Annotated in this window: 15 protein-coding genes; 14 read left to right on the top strand and 1 reads right to left on the bottom strand. The window is 43.9% G+C overall.

All coding sequences use genetic code 11. The features are described from left to right. The first annotated feature begins 372 nt into the window (after window positions 1-372). The 7 genes from truA (at window position 373) to accD (ending at window position 7,345) form a co-directional block, all read left to right on the top strand. Entirely contained in the window at window positions 373-1,176 is an 804-nt protein-coding gene (gene truA / locus ACO6V5_RS04130; protein ID WP_422134218.1) for a tRNA pseudouridine(38-40) synthase TruA, read from the top strand. Window positions 1,177-1,648: 472 nt separating this feature from the next. Beyond that, complete coding sequence (locus tag ACO6V5_RS04135) at window positions 1,649-2,821, top strand: RNA-guided endonuclease InsQ/TnpB family protein (protein ID WP_422412426.1); 1,173 nt, start codon at window positions 1,649-1,651, stop codon at window positions 2,819-2,821. Window positions 2,822-3,279: 458 nt separating this feature from the next. Then, window positions 3,280-3,414 (top strand): KTSC domain-containing protein, encoded by a 135-nt coding sequence (locus ACO6V5_RS04140; protein WP_422412428.1) that lies wholly within the window; start codon window positions 3,280-3,282, stop codon window positions 3,412-3,414. Between the two features lie 269 nt (window positions 3,415-3,683). Further along, the gene (locus tag ACO6V5_RS04145; RefSeq protein WP_422412430.1) at window positions 3,684-4,295 is read left to right on the top strand and encodes a phosphoribosylanthranilate isomerase; all 612 of its coding nucleotides are present in this window, start codon (window positions 3,684-3,686) and stop codon (window positions 4,293-4,295) included. After that, entirely contained in the window at window positions 4,292-5,506 is a 1,215-nt protein-coding gene (gene trpB, locus ACO6V5_RS04150; protein ID WP_422412432.1) for a tryptophan synthase subunit beta, read from the top strand. The genes ACO6V5_RS04145 and trpB overlap by 4 nt, the downstream gene beginning before the upstream one ends. Window positions 5,507-5,523: 17 nt before the next feature. Beyond that, on the top strand, window positions 5,524-6,327 hold the full coding sequence (gene trpA / locus ACO6V5_RS04155; RefSeq protein ID WP_422412450.1) for a tryptophan synthase subunit alpha: 804 nt from the start codon (window positions 5,524-5,526) through the stop codon (window positions 6,325-6,327). A gap of 88 nt (window positions 6,328-6,415) precedes the next feature. Then, entirely contained in the window at window positions 6,416-7,345 is a 930-nt protein-coding gene (gene accD / locus ACO6V5_RS04160; RefSeq protein WP_422412434.1) for an acetyl-CoA carboxylase, carboxyltransferase subunit beta, read from the top strand. Between the two features lie 75 nt (window positions 7,346-7,420). Here the strand turns inward: accD and ACO6V5_RS04165 are convergent, their stop codons facing one another. Then, window positions 7,421-7,855: a DUF29 domain-containing protein gene (locus ACO6V5_RS04165; protein WP_422412436.1), complete on the bottom strand. Its 435-nt coding sequence runs from the start codon at window positions 7,853-7,855 to the stop codon at window positions 7,421-7,423. A gap of 101 nt (window positions 7,856-7,956) precedes the next feature. On the opposite strand from ACO6V5_RS04165, the gene folC reads away from it, so the two are divergent. From folC to ACO6V5_RS04200, 7 genes are all read left to right on the top strand, one after another. Then, the gene (folC, locus tag ACO6V5_RS04170) at window positions 7,957-9,255 is read left to right on the top strand and encodes a bifunctional tetrahydrofolate synthase/dihydrofolate synthase (protein ID WP_422412438.1); all 1,299 of its coding nucleotides are present in this window, start codon (window positions 7,957-7,959) and stop codon (window positions 9,253-9,255) included. A gap of 820 nt (window positions 9,256-10,075) precedes the next feature. Continuing rightward, window positions 10,076-11,499, top strand: a protein-coding gene (locus ACO6V5_RS04175; RefSeq protein WP_422412440.1) for an ISNCY family transposase whose coding sequence is annotated in 2 segments (ribosomal slippage) — window positions 10,076-10,520 and window positions 10,520-11,499 — 1,425 coding nt in all. Because the reading frame shifts where the segments join, the coding sequence is not laid out codon by codon here. A 266-nt stretch (window positions 11,500-11,765) separates the two neighbouring features. Further along, entirely contained in the window at window positions 11,766-13,067 is a 1,302-nt protein-coding gene (locus ACO6V5_RS04180; protein ID WP_422412442.1) for a flippase, read from the top strand. A gap of 41 nt (window positions 13,068-13,108) precedes the next feature. Continuing rightward, window positions 13,109-13,921 (top strand): phytanoyl-CoA dioxygenase family protein, encoded by an 813-nt coding sequence (locus ACO6V5_RS04185; RefSeq protein ID WP_422412444.1) that lies wholly within the window; start codon window positions 13,109-13,111, stop codon window positions 13,919-13,921. Continuing rightward, on the top strand, window positions 13,921-16,254 hold the full coding sequence (locus tag ACO6V5_RS04190) for a polysaccharide pyruvyl transferase family protein (protein WP_422412446.1): 2,334 nt from the start codon (window positions 13,921-13,923) through the stop codon (window positions 16,252-16,254). The genes ACO6V5_RS04185 and ACO6V5_RS04190 overlap by 1 nt, the downstream gene beginning before the upstream one ends. Next, window positions 16,251-17,483 (top strand): glycosyltransferase, encoded by a 1,233-nt coding sequence (locus tag ACO6V5_RS04195; RefSeq protein WP_422412448.1) that lies wholly within the window; start codon window positions 16,251-16,253, stop codon window positions 17,481-17,483. The genes ACO6V5_RS04190 and ACO6V5_RS04195 overlap by 4 nt, the downstream gene beginning before the upstream one ends. A gap of 148 nt (window positions 17,484-17,631) precedes the next feature. Continuing rightward, the gene (locus ACO6V5_RS04200; protein WP_422137198.1) at window positions 17,632-19,149 is read left to right on the top strand and encodes an IS1182 family transposase; all 1,518 of its coding nucleotides are present in this window, start codon (window positions 17,632-17,634) and stop codon (window positions 19,147-19,149) included. Window positions 19,150-19,284 lie beyond the last annotated feature (135 nt).

Below are 19,284 nucleotides of genomic sequence, written 5' to 3' on the forward strand. Positions count from 1 at the left end.
CAGAGAGTGGTTTTCTGAAAACTCTGTCATTGCATCTATTGGAGAGTAGGTTTTTCAAAAATCTATCCTTACATCTATTTGTGTTTTTGTAGGGAGTAAAGATAGACCAGGAAAGTGACGCATCTGGAAAAGAAACGTGTTTTTCATTCGAGTACCAAAAATTGCGTCTCAGTGTCTAAAAACCAGGCGGACCCTATGTTTATTCGGCTTGCTGCCCTACCAATTGTTTCTGCCTCCTGATAAATTTCCCTCCTTTTAGTGGCTGTTGTAAAACTCTGGCACCTATGCTCAAAGGCTCTCCTGGTCCCAGCGTGGAAATGAGTTATTGGAGTTTTGCAGCAGCCTCTTTAATGGATGGAGTGAGTATTTTTCATGCCGCGATTAGCTGCCAGTGTTCAATACGATGGTTCCCGTTACCATGGTTGGCAGAGTCTGAAGTCAGGGCTTCCCTCGGTTCAGGCTGCTGTAGAAAAGGCGTTGTCGAACGTAGCCAATCATCCTGTCTCTGTCGTTTGTGCAGGAAGGACGGATGCCGGGGTGCATGGTTGCAACCAGATTATTCATTTTGATACTGAGTCCGTTCGTAGTGGTTATGGTTGGACATTTGGAGGGAATACCAACCTGCCGGATGACATCTCCTTCAACTGGGTTCAGCCTGTCAGTGAAGACTTTCATGCCCGCTATTCTGCACTGTGGCGCAGATATCGCTATGTGATTCTTAATCGACCGGTGAGACCCGCTCACCTGCCTAAAGGTGTCACCTTTTACTACCGGCCACTGGATGTAGAGTTGATGAATATTGCCGGGCAGCAGCTTATTGGTGAGCATGATTTTGATGCTTATCGGGCGGTACAGTGTCAGGCGAAACATGCGGTTCGTGAAATTCAGCATCTGAATGTCTACAGACATGGCGATATGGTGGTGATTGATGTCAGGGCGAATGCTTTTCTTCATCATATGGTAAGAAACATCACGGGTGTTCTTCTGGAAATTGGTGCGGGCAGAAAACCACCGGTCTGGGCAAAAGAAGTGCTGGAGGCCCGAAAACGTTCTGAAGGAGGTACTACAGCCAAGCCCCATGGTCTTTATTTTGTTGATGTGGGTTATCCGGCAGATTTCGAACTGCCAAAAAGTGAACCGAATCCTTTCTTCGTAGCCTCGACGCTGCCCTGGTGACCTGAAAGTCACTTGACAATCGGGCTGGCAAGAGGTCTTTTTATTATATAAAGCATTTGTCTTTATCGATTGATATTTTTATAGCCAAGGAAATAGGCAACCAGGGATGGATTATGAGAAAACGACATCGGTCTACAGCAGGCTTTATCGTCTGTGTTTTAGCAAAATCGTCGTAAACCCTCGCCCAATCGAGGGTGTCGCAAAAGGGTATGGTCAGCAGGATATATCAAGATTGTCGTTCCCGCGCAGGCGGGAACCCACCACGAGCAGTGGATCTCCGCCTTCGCGGAGATGACGGTTTGAAGCTTGAAGCGTTTTAATTGACCTTTTGCGACACCCTCAATCGGGTGGGGATATAAGACGGGAACTCAGAGCGTTCCGCCTGCAAGCTGGTACGCAGTCAATTGAAATAACCTGTAATAAGTATATTATTTCAGGCATTGTAATAATGAGCACTTACTTGTAAAGAGTTATGTTGAAAGCCACTAAAGTACGCATCTACCCAACACCAGAGCAGGCGGATTTTTTAAACCGTCAATTTGGTGCTGTGCGTAAGGTTTGGAATAAAGCTCTGGTCATCAAGAATCATTACTACAAGGTGCGAGAGCAGAACCTTGCCCCGAAAAAAGACTTGAAACCCTTGTTGGTAATTGCCAAGAAAAGCCGAAAGTACTCATGGTTGAAAGAAGCTGATTCGGTTGCCTTGCAGCAGTCCATTATCAATCTGGACAAGGCATTTCAGAACTTCTTTAATCCGAAGCTGCAAGCTCGTTTTCCTCGTTTCAAGTCAAAGCATGGTAAGCAAAGCAGCTACCATTGCACTTCTGTTTCCACAGGTGACGACTGGATCAAAGTACCCAAGTGCGCGCCAATTAAAGCAAGGATACACCGGGAGATTAACGGACAAATCAAGTCGATTACCCTAAGCAAAACACCGACAGGTAAGTTTTACGCTTCTGTACTGGCTGAAGATGCTAAGCCTGAAACAAAACCAATAACCGATCTTCAAGGCTCTCACATAGTTGGTGTAGACGTCGGTTTGACAGACATTGCCATTACCAGCACTGGGTCAAAAATCAGTAATCCACGGTTCATAGAAAAGGCCCAACGCAACCTGAAGCGAAAACAGAAAAAACTATCACGATGCAAAAGAGGCTCTAAAGGCAGAGCCAAAGCCAGATTATTGGTAGCAAAAGCGCATGAGCGTGTCGCTTTTGCCCGTAATGATTTTCAGCACAAACTGTCCAGACAACTCATTGACGAAAACCAAGCGGTGATTGTGGAGACGCTGAAGGTCAAGAACATGCTCAAGAACCATTGCCTTGCCCGATCCATTGCTGATGCAGGTTGGCACTCCCTTGTGACTAAGCTCGACTACAAAGCAAAACAGGCCGGTAAACATCTGGTGAAAATTGACCAGTGGTTTGCCTCATCAAAAACCTGTTCCTGCTGCGGTCGCAAGCGAGAGGAAATGCCGCTCAAAACTAGATCATGGACGTGTGAATGCGGTGCTTCCCATGATCGGGATATTAACGCCGCTATCAACATAAAACATCAAGGCATTTTGAAGTTAAAGGCGGAAGGTCTGTCCGTCTCTGCTGATGGAGGCAAGCGTAAATCCGGCACATTGCTGGTTGCTGCCTGAGAAGTCAGAAGCCTCGCCCGACAGGGCGGGGAGCAGTCACCAGTGGAAGGATGGTCTATTCCCGTTCTTGTGATCAGAGCAGACTGCAGGACTGGGAGGTAGATGAAGAGGAGGTGGTTTCTCTAGAAGGCAGAACGCTGAATGTTTTCAGATGGCGCAAAGAGTTCTATCCGGTAGCGTCTGAGCGCAGATTCGGAATACTTTATCCTGTTCAGTACCTGCAGCAACGTTTGAGTTTTCAGTTTCGAGGTAGTCGCTACTGTCTGATATTGAACAATAACAAGCGCTTTGAAAGTCTTTCCTGGGAGCAATGTCTGCAATCTGTCGAAACCCGCTGGTTATTTGATCTGCCACCCTATCCTGGTGAGGATGTCTTGGTAGGTTTAGCAGGAACAGTAATCAAGATGGTGTTCGTGATGATATTGAGCGGTTTATTGAGAAAGCATTAAATCCAGTTTGTGGGTAGTGACAGTCTCTATCGATATTATGATGTACCTGAGAGCGTTTACCAGGATTTGCTGTCTGCCGAATCTGTCGGTCGCTATTACAATCTGGTCATCAGAGGACAGTACCCTTCCAGGCGTTTGAATTGAAGTGACTTTTACTCCTGATTTGGCTCTTGTCTCTTCACTATGAGACAAGGGTCGGCTGTTTCTGCTAACATCCACGTTCTGCTTTCTGATCCTGTTTAATTTCCTTCTCCTTGAGGAGGGGTATGGAAGCATCCTGTTCAATGACTCCCATCGCTCACTCATCAAAGAAGCCGTATTTAACCGGTTTGTCTGATGACCGGGAGAGTTCACTGTTATCGAATGCTTTAGGCGTTCTTTACTGGAAATAGGCACATACGGGAGAGGTATCGTTGAAGACTCGGATCAAGGTCTGTGGAGTCACCTCTGTAGAAGAAGCACTTGAAGCGGTTAATGCGGGTGCCGATGCACTGGGTTTGGTGTTTTATGCGCCCAGCAAGCGGTTTGTTTCCGTTGGTAAGGCTCGAGAAATTGCCAGTGCGGTCCCACCCTTTATCACTCTGGTGGGTCTGTTTGTTGACGCTGAAGAAGCGGTTATCCGGAACGTTCTGGATCAGGTCCCCCTGGATCTGTTGCAGTTTCATGGCAATGAGACCGATCAGGAGTGTGAGCGATGGCGAAGAAGATATATCAAGGCACTCAGAGTACGTCCCGGGACGTCTGTTGAGGAAAGTGCTGCCGCTTATCCCGGTGCCTGTGGTCTGCTTTTGGATTCTTATCGTAAAGGTACACCCGGTGGAACCGGTGAGGCCTTTGACTGGCAGTTGATACCCGACAGTCTGGATAAGCCTGTTATTCTGGCGGGTGGCCTGAATCCTGAGAACGTTTCGCAAGCCATAGAACAGGTTGCGCCCTTTGCTGTCGATGTCAGCAGTGGTGTAGAGAATGACAGGGGTAAAGACCCCGAAAAGATGAAAGCCTTTGTCGAGGCGGTAAAACAATGACTGTAGATTATAAAAAGTTGCACGAACTGCCGGATGAATCCGGCCATTTTGGTCGTTTTGGTGGACGTTATGTGGCTGAAACGCTCATGTGTGTCCTTGAAGAGCTGGAATCGACCTACAAGAAGCTTTGGAATGATCCGGATTTTCAGGCTGATTTTGACCGTGATCTGGCTCATTACGTAGGCAGGCCTTCACCGCTCTATCATGCTGAGCGCTGGTCTGAAAGTCTGGGTGGTGCTCAAATCTACCTGAAGCGTGAAGATCTGAATCATACCGGTGCCCACAAGATCAATCATGCCATTGGTCAGGCTCTGCTGGCCAAACATATGGGGAAAAAGCGGATTATTGCTGAAACCGGTGCCGGTCAGCACGGTGTGGCTACCGCTACTGTTGCTGCCAGACTGGGTCTGGAGTGCATCGTTTACATGGGCGCTAAAGACGTAAAACGACAGGCGCTGAATGTTTACCGAATGAAACTGCTTGGGGCCACTGTGGTACCGGTCGAAAGTGGCTCTCAAACACTGAAAGATGCCATCAACGAAGCACTGCGTGACTGGGTAACCCGTCCTGAAGAAACCTTCTATATTCTGGGAACGGTTTGTGGTCCACATCCGTATCCGGAAATGGTGCGTAATTTTCAGAGTGTTATTGGTCGTGAGGCTCGCAGGCAATGTCTGGAAATGACTCAGCGTCTGCCTGATGCACTGGTGGCTTGTGTGGGGGGCGGCTCTAATGCGATGGGATTGTTCTATGAATTCCTGCAGGATGAAGACGTCAAAATTTACGGTGTTGAAGCCGGTGGTCATGGTGTCGAATCTGGAGAGCATGCCGCAAGAATGTCTGGTGAAAGACAGGGCGTTTTCCAGGGGCAGCGCAGTTTCCTGATGTGTGACGACGATGGTCAGATAACAGAGAGCTATTCTGTATCGGCTGGACTGGATTATCCGGGAGTAGGGCCAGAGCACAGTCATCTCAGAACTGTGGGTCGTGCAGAGTATCCTTGCGTGACAGATGATGAGGCCCTGGCGGCATTCAGAAGCCTTACACGTATGGAAGGTATTATGCCGGCGCTTGAGAGTTCTCACGCCCTGGCTTTTGTTGAGCAGCTGGCTCCCACCATGGCAAAGGATCAGATTATTCTTGTCAATCTGTCTGGTCGGGGTGACAAGGATATTCACACCGTGGCCGAGATTGATGGACTTACGTTCTAAGCATTCAAGGAGAAATCATTATGAGAATTAAAACATGCTTTGAGCGATTGTCTTCAGAAGGTCACAAGGCTCTGATGCCTTACATAACAGCGGGTGATCCGGCCAGTAAGACCGTAGACATTATGCACAAGGTGGTAGCCAGTGGTGCTAACCTGATTGAGCTTGGGTTTCCGTTCTCTGACCCCATGGCTGACGGGCCGGTGATTGCCGAGGCGCATGAGCGAGCATTATCACAAGGTGTTACATTGAATGACGTTTTTTCAATGGTAACTCGCTTCAGGGAAAACGATAATAATACACCGATTGTCCTGATGGGCTACCTGAACCCGGTTGAAATCATGGGTTATGAAGCGTTTGCTACCCGGGCAGCTGAAGCCGGTGTAGACGGTGTACTGATTGTTGATCTGCCCGCAGAATTTGCCGGTGATCTGGTTGAGCATTTAAAGCCCAGGCAGATTGATATGATCAACCTGATTACGCCGACTACCACCGATGAGCGCATTCAAAAGATCTGTTCTGTTGCTTCAGGATTCGTATATTACGTTTCTGTAAAGGGAGTCACAGGCTCGAACAAGCTGGACCTGGACAGCGTTCAGTCCAGAGTGGCTCACATCAAAGGGTTTACCGATCTGCCTGTAGGAGTAGGGTTTGGTATTCGTGATGGTGAGTCTGCCGCCGCTATTGCTTCTGTTGCGGATGGTGTGGTAGTAGGGTCTCTGCTGGTCTCTGAGCTGGCTAATTATGAAAGCCAGGGTGAAGGTGCTATCGACCGGGTTTCTGGCCATCTGGAAGCCATGCGTCAGGCAATGGATAAAGGTTAACCCAATGAATTAAGGCGATAGAAAATGGGGGATTGCCCTGAATATTCAGGTGCCCCCTTTCAGTCTTGCTAACAGACAGGAAGCGTGAATGAGTAACTGGCTAGTCGACAAACTGATACCTTCGCTGTCACGTTCTGCGAGTCAGCAGAAGAGCAGCAATGTGCCAGAAGGATTGTGGCGCAAGTGTGTTAAGTGTGAGTCGGTATTATATCGTCCAGAGCTTGAGAGAAATCTGTACGTTTGTCCAAAATGTAATCATCACATGCGCATCGGTGCCCGAAAGCGTCTGCAGTATTTTCTGGATAAAAACAGCACAGAAGAGCTGTTCTCTGAGATAGAGCCTGTCGATAAGCTCAAGTTCCGGGATTCAAAGAAATACAAGGATCGCCTGGCATCGGCCCAAAAGCAGACGGGTGAAAAAGATGCTCTGGTGGCCATGAAGGGCCAGCTTGACGGTCTGCCTGTGGTCGCTGTGGCTTTTGAATTCAGCTTTATGGGTGGGTCAATGGGTTCCGTTGTTGGCGAGAAGTTTGCCCGTGCTGCAGAGCTGAGCCTGGAACTCAAGATTCCTTTTGTGTGTTTTTCTGCCAGTGGCGGCGCTCGTATGCAGGAAGCCTTGTTCTCCCTGATGCAGATGGCTAAAACCAGTGCGGCATTGGAGCGTATGAAACAACACGCGGTACCTTATTTCTCAGTGCTGACAGATCCCGTTTATGGGGGTGTGTCTGCCTCTCTGGCAATGTTGGGTGATGTGAATATTGCCGAGCCTGGTGCCTTGATCGGTTTTGCCGGTCCGCGGGTGATCGAACAGACCGTTCGTGAAAAATTGCCGGAAGGCTTCCAGCGCAGCGAGTTTCTGCTGGAGCATGGTGCCATCGATATGATTGTTGATCGAGGCGATATGCGTTCGACGGTTGCTCGACTTTGTAGAAAAATGCAGGGGATGGGCCCTGCGCCTGCTGAGCCGGATTCGGACTTTAGTGCAGTTAAGGAAGAGGTGATTTCAGCGGCTGGGTGAGGTGTGATTAGAATAAAGAAAATCATGCCTTCCTTGAGGGAGGGGGTTGAAAGTCTCTAGAAATGAATCGATAAGTTAGTCTGGCCAAAATTCATCATTGATCACCTGTTCAAAGCGCCACTCGCATTGTGTTGGGAATGTGGCTTCTTGCAGGCCAGTTTCTTTAAATGCTGTGATCTTCGCGACGTTGTAAGCCTCAGCAAAGATCTCAGGGAATTTGGGTTTGAGTCCGGGGTTTTCCTTGATGAGTTTTTTCAGACGGTACCGTTGTTCTTCAACTGAGCCTTGCCAATATGTGCTCCTGTTTACGGGTTGATATTTCCACTTCAAAAGATGCATGAGCAATACGTCCAGTCGATGACTAAGCTGGCGATATTCACTTCTGCCCATGCTTTCGATTTCCTCGAGAATGTTATCCAAATCCAGTTCTCCCAGTCGACCCTGACGGATTAAGTTGGCTTGTTGCTGCGTCCAGCTATAAAAATCAGTTTCGTAAAGCTGCTGAGTCATCGAATTGCCTCATAAAGGATTCATCCAGAGCCAGATATAGAATGATTTGGGCAAATATGCAACCATTCGTCCTTCACGATGTACTACCAAGGAATCCCTGCATGACATACCAGCAAAACAGTCGGCCTCCCTTCGAGCAGCTGTCTGATTGGCTTGACTGGTTGGAAAACACCCGGCCTGAACACGAAATGGAACTTGGGTTGGACAGAATCAGAAAGGTGGCCGAAAGACTGGATCTTATCAAACCCGCTCCTCTCGTAATCACGGTAGGTGGTACCAATGGCAAGGGATCAACGGTCGCTATTCTAGAGTCCATTCTCCTGGCGGCTGGTTATAAGATCGGTGTTTACACCTCTCCGCATCTGCGCAGATTCAATGAGCGAATTAAAGTCAATCGTGTTGAAGCGAGCGATGAAAGCCTCTGTGACTCTTTTCAAAAAGTAAATGACGGGCTGGGTGGTGACTGGCTATCCTATTTCGAGTTTGCAGTCCTGTTGGCCGTCGATGTGTTCCGGAAAGAAAAAGTAGATATCGCTCTTATGGAGGTTGGACTTGGCGGTCGTCTCGATGCCACCAACATGATTGAGCCCGATATTTCAATTATTACAACAGTAGGGTTGGATCATCAGGACTGGCTGGGTTACAGTATTGAAGCGATAGCAAAAGAAAAAGCAGGAATTTTTCGCTCTGAAAAACCAGCAATATTTGGTGGTGTGGAGACGCCAAACAGTATCGTCGATCAAGCTGTCAGACTGGAGTCAGCTCTTTACAGAAGAGATAAAGAGTTCGAGTTAACAGAAGAAGACAGAACATGGAGTTGGAAAGGTTTGAACAAAACGGGTGATTGTATTGATTATGTTGGCCTCCCTGTGCCTGCGTTAGTCATTGATAACGCTGCTACTGCTCTGCAAGCGATTCAGTTTTTACCTCAAGTTGTAAACCGTGATGCCATCGTAGAAGGTTTAAAAGCATCGCACCTCCCTGGTCGCTATGAAAAAGTCCTTGAGACTAATAAAAGCGGGGAGGAAGTTCAGATTGTTTTCGATGTTGCTCATAACCCTCAGGCAGCAGCAAAGCTGGCGGAGTGCCTGAAGTCAGACCCGGTATCAGGGAAGACTCGTGCATTGATAGCTATCTATAAAGACAAGGATTATCACGGAGTGATTGAGTCACTGTCTGAAGTGGTAGATGAGTGGGTTGTTGCTGATTTCGACTCACCCAGAGCACTTAATAAAGTCGATCTCAGTGAAGCAGTGGCCAGATATTCTGGTCTGCCTGTCATCGCTGAAAATGCAGAACAAGGTTTCCAGCAACTTAAAGAAGAGTCAACAGCCAGTGACAGAGTGCTTGTTGTTGGTTCGTTTTTGACGGTTGTTGCAATTTTGAGCATTGACAGTTAGGTGTTCCTTTTTAAATAAGAATTCTGGCATGAGTGTTACGTGCTCATGGGTATTTTTATAAAAATATTTGTATTTAGACGTGTGTTTTGGGTGACAGGTACTTGTCAGTGTATGTATAACTGGTACTCTTGTTGTGCTACTTCATGACATCTAGAGAAGGCTCTTGGCTAACGGTTGCCTGGTTTTTGCGTGCCCGTCAGTGGTTGTGTGGTGAATAAAAATTAGACGGTTTTTAAGCTGCTTTTCAGAGGGAGGTGTTATCTGGAGGGCGGTAGCGTTTCTAAAAACAATGATTGAGAGAGAGCACAGTGCGATTGACTGAATCGTAGCAGCAAGCCATTGTGACTTTTATTCGACAGATTGATACTGATCGTTTTGCCTGTATTAGTGACATTCGTTACAAAAAATATTCCGCCTGATTGATACTATTGACCTTGATGATGTCGGCACCATCAGAGACAGAATCAACTGTTGCAGCTACACTCACCCTGCTGGATATTGCTTGAACGGGTATGAAAAGACTGCCTGTGGTATGAGCCCTGAAAATTCCGGAATGCTTGCTTAATAGATAATAGCGAGAGGTCAATACCATTGAGAATCACAAGCGAACATGCAGAGCATATTTGCAACGTGCTTCAGCATTACTTTGGTGCAAAAACTGATATCTGGCTTTTCGGCTCCAGAGTTGATGATAATCAGCGTGGCGGTGATATTGACCTCTATATAGTGCCTGTCCGAAAACCCTCAAGCACTTGAATACAGAAGCCTTCAGCCCCATATAGTTCTCGAAGATTTACCAAAACAGGCTGTTTTCACATTTATGCGCCAAACCATCAACCCACAAATGCAGCTGGGAGAGGTTGATATCTCTGCCATCACCTTCGATGCTAAATCAAGGGACGATATTCCACGATTGTTGCGGGCTTTACAGCTCATATGGACAAATATCGAACTACGCAATCAGGTCTTTCAAGTACTTGATACCATGACCACCACTGACCAGAACAATGGTCGCCCTGGCATGGAGTTCTGGAAAATCTTAGTACTGGGTACACTCCGGCTGGTCACTAACTGCGATTTCGACCGACTGAGAGAGCTTGCCAATGAACATGGCACCCTTAGACAAATGCTTGGCCACGGCCCTTACTGTACGCACTCTTACCATATACAGACATTGCAGGATAATATCAGCCACTTCACCCCTGAAATACTGGATCGGGTGAACCAAATCGTCGTGGCAGCAGGCCACATACTGGTTAAAAAAAAGACGAGCCGTTACATGGCCGTGCCGATTCGTTCGTAGTCAAAACCGATGTTCATTTCCCTACGGACATCAACCTGTTGAGCGACGCTTGCCGTAAAAGTATCGAGTTTGCGTCAGCCCTTGCTGACCAGTACCAGCTTCCGGGGTGGCGCCAGCGTGAATATCTCAAGAATCAGCACCGTAAGCATTACCACAAAGCACGAAACCTGAAACATTCCGGTGCTTCCTGTGAGCTGAAAAAGCGCCTGCGACAGCACGACATTGAGATGGCTCATATAGAATACATCAAGTACAGCACCTCCGTTCTTTACAAAGTAGAAGTGACCTTATCTTTGCTGGTGAAGAAACACCCCGATGAACCAAGGCTGGAAAATCTCAAATACCACATCGCTCACGGCAAGCACCAGATAGCTCTGATTTATCGGCGAGTAATTGAGCACGAACAGATTCCCCACAGCGAGAAGGTATTCTCGATTTTTGAACCTCACACTGAATGGATCAGCAAAGGCAAGGCCGGTACGCCAGTAGAACTGGGGCTACGAGTGTGCGTGCTACAGGATCAATTTGGTTTTACCCTGCATCATCGGGTCATGCAAAGGCAAACAGACGACCAGGTTACTGTGCCTATGGCAGAAGGTGCTAAAAAGCGATTCCCAGCACTGAACCAGGTGAGCTACGACAAGGGCTTCTGGCGCCCGGACAATCTTGAAAAGTTGGAAGTCTTCCTTGAGCGTCCGGTTCTGCCAAAGAAAGGCAGGCTGTCAGCCAATGACAAAAAACGAGAATTCCATCCTGAATTTATCCGGGCAAAAAGAAAACACTCAGCCGTGGAGTCAGACATCAATGCACTGGAAGCCAATGGCTTGGACAAATGCCCGGATAAAGGCATTGTAGGCTTTAAGCGGTACGTTGCGCTGGCTGTTGTTGCCAGCAATCTAAAGCGATTAGGTGAAATTCTTCTGAGTAGAGATCGTCAATAGCTTTCCAGCCTGTTACCGGTCAGTTTTTGTTTTATCGTGCTATGCATGAGGGTTTTGCACGATTTGGAAATGGTGTTTTTGTTTATATTTCACACAAATGAGTACAAGAAATAGCTTTTGCTTGCCGTAGCAGTAAAGTTCAGTCGCTATGAATGGATGTCAGTTAGAATTCGCTGTGAATTTTCTGGGGTTTTCTGACAGGCACTATTTAAGAATAGGTAATACATTGTTTCATTTTTTGATTAAGGAGTTTATTAGTTCTTATTATGGTGGTTAAGAATACGCTTTGGGTGATTTCAGAAAAATTATTTAGACTCATTTTGTCAGTGTTTGTCAGTGCTCTAGTAGCTCGGCATTTAAAGCCGGAAGGTTTTGGGGTTTTAAGCTATTATTTGGCAATTATTGCTGTTTTCACAATAATAGCATCCCTTGGTTTTAATAGAATTATTGTCAGGGAAGTAGCTAAAGATAATAGTTTTTTAGGAAAAGCTGAAATTATTTCTACTGCTTTTATCCTGCGATTCTCAGCTTCTCTTTTAATTTCACTAGTTTGTTTGGTGTTATCTTACTTTTTTGTTGAACAGTCGGCACTACTTTCTATTATTGCTTTTTTATGCGTTTTATTTAATGCTTTTGATGTTTTGGATTTTTATGAGCAAGGGGTTGGCTCATTTCGTATAGTAAGTGTTTTGAGAGCGCTAGCTTTCTTTTTATCTGCTATTTCAAAAGTTATTATGGTTTATTTTGGGCTTAGTATTACATCGTTGTTCTTGGGAACTTTGTTAGAGTATTTTTTAATTGCTGTTCTTTTTATGAGGTTTTGTGCAAGAGAAAATGAAACCTCTTTAATAAGTATTGACTTTTTTAGAGTTAGAAAGGCGAAAGAGCTTTTAAGTGAGTCTTGGCCTGAAATAATTGCTGGATTTTCTTCGATTCTTTTCATGAAACAAGGTCAATTGATGCTCTTCTATATGACTTCGGAGTCTGAAGTTGGAATTTATTCTGCAGCTCTTAGGATAAGTGAGGCTTGGTATTTTGTGCCTGTTGCAATTGTTGCTACAACTTTTCCAAAGCTGGTTGAGCTCAGAGAAATATCTAATCAAGGTTATATCAAAGCGATAAGTTATCTTTTCAGCGTTGTCATAATTCTTTCTCTAGCTGTTTCCTTTTTTGTGACTCTTTTTGGTGGATGGTTGATAGATACAGTATATGGGGATTTATACAGCCAAAGTTCAACTGTTCTTATTATTCATGTGTGGGCATCCGTCTTTTTATCAATGGGGCTGGTTTCAGGTTCTTGGCTGGTTGTAGAGAAAAAATTGAAACTTAATTTGTATAGGAATATTTTTGGCTTAATAGTTAATTTTGTATCGAATATGGTTTTGATACCTAGGTTTGGTGCCAGCGGTGCTGCAATATCTATAGTGCTCAGTTTTCTCTCTGCTTTCTTGCTATTTGATTTTTTTGTTAAAGAACTTAGGTGTTTGGGTAAAGAAAAATTACTTTCATTTCGTTATATTTTTGATAGTAGATTTTGGGTCTATGTTAAGTCTGAACTTAAGTTTTAGTTATGCGGTTAGTCTCATCTATAGCCATAGCAGGAGGGGGAATGGAGTTTGGATTTGAAAAGTATGGGTTTGTAGTAATACGTAATGTATTTACAGAAGAGTTTCTTTCGGAAAGACGAGTTTTTTTGGAGTCCATCATCTCATATGCTGAAAAGAATTACGCTGACCCATTTGAGAAGTATTATTTAAAGCATAGGGCAGATCAAGGTGTACTATACGATTTGGTTCAGAGATACCCGCTTTTCAATGATATGGTACGTAACAAGAAGATCCTTGATGCTTTGTCTACGGCACTAGGTGATAATATTTTTATGTATGAGAACAGTCTTGTTTACAAACCAAAAGGAAAAAAAAACGGTGTGCCATGGCATCAAGACTTTGTATCAAGGCCTGAAGAACCGATTAAGTATATAGCTTGGTGCGCAATAGACCCAGTAAAAAAGAGCACTGGTGCATTAAAGGTTTTCCCTGGTAGTCATAAACTGGGATTTCTTCCATGGTATAGAGTTGAGGGTGAAACACATCACGATAGGATAGACTTAAGTCAACTTGAACTTGATGAAGTAATATACGTCGAATTAGATCCTGGTGATGTTTTGGTTTTTAATCAACTTCTTGTACATGGTAGTGATGAAATGAGTACTAGTGATAAACGTTTAGTTTTTCGTGCTTCATTTCAAAACTTTGATGAGATTTACACGCCAAGAGGAACACCGATTGTTGTTAAAGGGGCTTGTGGTGAAAGTTTGGAAAGAATATTTGATTCGCCTAGAGTTGCTGATAAAAGAAGCTTGTTAGTTAAGGGTGTAAACAAGTTGGGTAGATATTTGTCTACTTTGGGATTAGAGAGATAATGAATATTAAAGCAGTGTACAATCATTTTTATAATTCATTATTTGAAAGTAACTTAACACTTAAAAAGCCAAGAGTAATTCAGTTTCCAGTTATTGATATTTGTAATTCTCGGTGCCAAATGTGTCGTATTTGGGAAAATAAACAAAGCAGAGATATTACTTCTGATGAGCTTAGGAAAGGATTTGAAAGTGACTTGTTCAGTAATGTAGAGGGCATTGGGTTTAATGGGGGTGAGCCTACCCTTAGAAAAGATCTAATCCAGCTTGTAGAGATTGCTCTAGAAAAACTTCCCAAGCTACAATACGTCTCTATAATAACCAATGCTTTTAAACATAGACAAGTTATAGAGCAGCTCGAAAATCTGGGTAAACTCGTTAAGTCATTCGATAGGAATTTTGATGTAATGGTATCACTAGATGGTTTTGGTGATATTCATGATGCTGTTCGTGGAAGAAGTGGTAACTTTGAAAATGCAAAAAAAGTACTTTCTTTCCTTTCTGAGTTTAGTTCTGTAGATAGTGTAAGGGTTGGCTGTACAGTCGTCCGAGAGAATGTTTTTGAACTACCTGATTTATTAGAATTTTGCATTCATGAAGGATTTTATATTAAATTCCGGCTAGGTATTCCACATCAACGATTATATACTGAGAATCTTCTTGACCCCTATGCCCTAACGTTTGAAGAGAAGTATGAGTTTGTTGAATTTCTGGAGGGAGTGGTTAAAAATTATGAAACTAATCCAATGCAGATATTTTTTTATCGCTCATTGATTGATCAAATTCTTTACAATAAACCGCGTGCAGCGGGGTGTGACTGGAAAGATAGGGGAGCTACTATAACAGCTAAAGGTGAGTTAGCATATTGTGCTGTAAAGAGTAAGGCACTTATGGATAATATTGCTGAAGGTGACCCAATGCAGGCATATTTCGGTAATAGTAAACACTTAAAAGATATAATTAATAATGAATGTGATAATTGTCACCATGATTATACTGGATTACCAAAGCCTGTGTTCTATAGACGAATCTTGTTAGAACGTTTGGATGAGAAATTTTCACTGAAAGAAAATATTCGTAAGCTTCCAGGGTTTATCTTTCTAAACAATATTCGTAATCGTCGTAGATTTCTAAAACAGATAGAATATTTTCGTACAAAGCCTGAAACTATTGATATACCGAGAGAAACAAATAAGAAGATTCTAATATGTGGTTGGTATGGCACAGAAACGCTTGGGGATAAGGGAATATTAGGTGGTGTAATTAATACCTTCAGTAAACTCTTAGGTGAACCTTTAAAGTTTACAATAGTTGCTCTAAACCCTTATGTCACTGAAATGACCCGTCGGCAAATGCAAGAACTACGTAATGTTGAAATTGTTACACCTGAAGAGGGTGTAGGGCTAGTTAAGCAGATGAATTACGTTGTGTTTGGCGGCGGGCCACTAATGGCTCTTGATTCGTTAGCACCGATGCAGGCAATTTTCGAACGTGCCAAATCACATAAAGTATGTACAGTAGTGACTGGCTGTGGTATAGGTCCCCTAGGGAGTAGCTGGCACAATAATAGCGTAGCCTCAATACTGCGACTAGCAAATATACGAGTATATCGTGATGCAAGATCACTTGCTTATGCGAAGCAACTGGGAATAGAAACAGCCAATGATAGTATCGCCGAAGATCCTGCATTTACTTGGTTGACTCAGCTTAATGGGAATCTCCCTAAGAAAAAAAAGAATAATGCAAATAAAGTTTTGTTGCTTGGCTTGCGTGACTTTCCTTATAAGGAGTATGCGCGTCATATTCCAGAAAAAGAAGCATTACGGATAAGAGATAACTATGAAAACGTTGTTGTAGATGCTTTAATTGATCTCAAATTAAGTAATCCTGATATAATAATTAAGCCTTTGCCAATGTGTACAAATCACTTCGGTTCTGACGATCGTTGGTTCTATCGCCGTCTTTTTAGAAATAAAACTATATTAGTAGAATCTCTTGATTACTCGCTTTTAGGTAGAGAAATGGAGCCAACAGTCTATTGTAAAGAATTCAGAACAGCTGATGCTCTTTTGGCAATGCGTTTTCATTCTTTGGTTTTTGGTTTGGGGCTTGGAGTTAATTCAGTCGCTCTTGATTATACCCTTTGTAAAGGTAAGGTTCATTCATTAGCAGAGCGGTTTGATGTTCACTCGCTATCTATAAGTGAATTGAATTCGGAAGAATTGGTTTATGCACTCGAAGTAGCACTTGATGCGCCTTCGATAGATCCAATTGATAAAGAAGATTTATTATTCGAGTCGAGCTTGCGGAAGAAGCTGAAGGAAGTGGAGTTATGAAAATCCTGCACTTATGCTACAGCGACTTGGAGGGTGGAGCTGCCCGTGCAGCCTATAGGCTGCATCAGGCACAGCGGAGCGTAGGTCTGAACAGTCATATGCTTGTAATTAATAAGTGTTCTGATGATCCTTATGTGCATACAGTAAGTTTACGAAAGAAATTAAGGATTAAAGCTGCTGCGACAGTTGCTAGAAGGATACTAAAGTTTCAGAAAACGCGTAACCCAATTCATCATTCGTTGAATCTTTTTCCATCTGGATTGCCTAGCATTATTAATGAGCTTTCACCAGATATAGTGAACTTGCATTGGGTTGGTAATGAAATGTTATCAATAGGTGAGATAGCTTCACTGAAGCAGCCTATTGTATGGACATTACATGATATGTGGTCTTTTAGTGGTTGTGAACATTATGATGATGACCTTCCATCTGAACGTTATTCTGCAGGTTACAGTCATGAGTCGCGTCATACTGAGCATAGGGGGTTAGATTTAGATCGATGGATTTTTCAGCTAAAGAAGAAAGCTTGGTTTAACAAACGTTTTCATATTGTAGCTCCAAGTAGTTGGTTAGCAGTTTGTGTTCAAAGGAGTACTCTATTTGCTGAGCAATCTGTCAAAGTTATTAATAACTGTATTGATCATTCAGTATATAGACCGTTATCTCGAAACTTGGCCAGGCAAGCGCTTGGTTTAACTCAGGGTAAGAAGTATTTGTTGTTTGGTGCAATGTCGAGCACATCTGATCCTCGAAAAGGTTATCATTTACTAGTACCAGCATTACAGAAGCTAAAAGAACTGGGAGGGGCTGAAAATATTGAGTTGCTTATCTTTGGTGCTAGTGACGGACGAGTTGAACAAGAGACAGGTATAATTACTCACTATATGGGCAGGCTGCATGATGATATTAGTCTTTGTCTTTTGTATAACGCAGTAGAGCTGTTTATAGCTCCTTCACTACAGGATAATTTGCCAAATACACTGGTTGAAGCTCTTGCTTGCGGCACTCCTTGTGTTGCATTTGATATTGGTGGAATACCCGACTTATTATCATCACCATTATTAGGTCAAAAATGTAAGAGTTTGGATTATCAGCACTTAGCTCAATCCATACTAAGTGAGCTTAAGAAAAGTAATGAAAGAGATCAGATTGTTCATGATAGCAAAGAAAAGCGTTCCCAGAAAGTAATAGCCGATTCTTATAAAGATTTGTATGTTTTTTTGAAATGAATTCAGCATCTCAAATACTAACGCTATTGAGGGTTACAAGTCCGAAGTCGAATGTTACAGCATGGCATAGCAGCTATTCCCCTAGGAGCCTGACCGAGAATAGGCTTATCTGTTATGATAAGCCTTAAACCAACTCTGATTATGCCAAATGTCACCACCACCAAAGTTTAAGGACAGTCCTGTTGAGTTTGATCAGCATCTGCTGTTCCCAACCAACGTTTTCGATTTGCTTCCCAAAGATCATGATTGTTTTATTTATGAAAGCATTTTTCAGAACATTAATACGTCTGAAGTCGAAAAAAAATATCACCACCTTGGTCAGCACGCATACCCTCCAAAGCTCATTGTCGCTATTCTGATCTACGCATACAGCCATGGTGTTTTCAGTTCCCGTGAGATTGAGCGACGGTGTCGACAAGACTTGGCGTTCATGTATATCTCACAAATGAACTGCCCGAATTTCAGGGTTCTTGGTGACTTTCGTAAGGATAATCTGTCGTTTTTCCATGACTGCTTCAAACAGTCAGTCAAACTGGCCATTGAACTCAAAATGGCATCACTGGGTCATATCAGCCTGGACGGCTCCAAGTTCAAAGCCAACAGCTCAAAACACAAGGCCATGAGCTACGGGAGGCTCAAAGCGAAAGAGGCAGAACTCAGTGCCGAAGTGGATGAGCTGATCAAAAAAGCCAGTCAGTGTGATCAGGAAGAAGATGACGCCTACAAAGCAACCAATGGTTACAGCATTCCTGAAGACCTCCAGTTTAAAGAAGAGCGCCTGAAAAAAATCAAAGAGGCCAAGAAAGCACTTGAAGAACGTGAAAAAGCTTTAAATCCAGACAAACCAATAGACGACAAAAAGCAGATCAGTTTTGCAGATCACGATGCCCGCATGATGAGCAAGAAGGGGTATTGTGAGTACAGCTACAATGCTCAAATTACAGTTGATTCCGATAACCAGATCATTGTTGGCCAGCATGTCAGCCAACACGCCAACGATGTACAGGAAGTGGAGCCGGCGCTGAGGGCATTATCAGGAGCCACTGATGGCGCGGCTGTAGATAAGTGGAGTATGGATAATGGTTACTTTTCAGGGTCAAACTTACATACAGTCGAGCGACATGAGATTGATGCCTATATCGCAACCGACAAGGCGGAGAAGCCTGCCGCTGACGACCTTGAAAGCTCTGACAGGAAGTTTGTCAAAGCGGATTTTGCGTATGATTCCGAAGCTGATGTATTTATCTGTCCGGCAGGGGAAAAGCTGGTAACGAACCCGGCCAGCAAAAGCAAAAGAAAAAGCTACCGGGCAAACAAGACGGTATGCAGGGAATGCCCTTATCGTCGGAATTGCAGTGATTCAAAGAAAGAGGCTGGCAGGGTTATCCGTACCGATAAGTTTGAAAAAGCACGTCAGGCTATGAATAAGAAAATGGAGACAGCCGGTGCGAAAGCCATATATGAGCGTCGTAAAGTTATTGCGGAGCCACCATTTGGACAGATAAAAGAATCTGGTTTCCGAGGGTTCAGTCTCCGCGGCAAAGAAAAAGTTTCAGCGGAATTTTCACTGGTATGCACTGCGCATAATATCAAAAAATTTGTAAAAGCGGCTTCCACGAGGTCAATCCGTCTTGAAGATTTGAAAGAGGCTAAAAAGGCAGCATAGAGGCTGTGAGAAGGCATAAATATGCAAAAATGAGCAAAATCCCACTAATAATTGGATATTTTTTGCTCATTTTAAGATTTGGGAAAACTTCTGTTGGTCTGGTTGCGCTATTCTCGGTCAGGCTCCTAGTTAAAT

The organism is Endozoicomonas sp. ALD068 (assembly GCF_049310145.1).
Taxonomy (GTDB): Bacteria; Pseudomonadota; Gammaproteobacteria; order Pseudomonadales; family Endozoicomonadaceae; genus Endozoicomonas_A.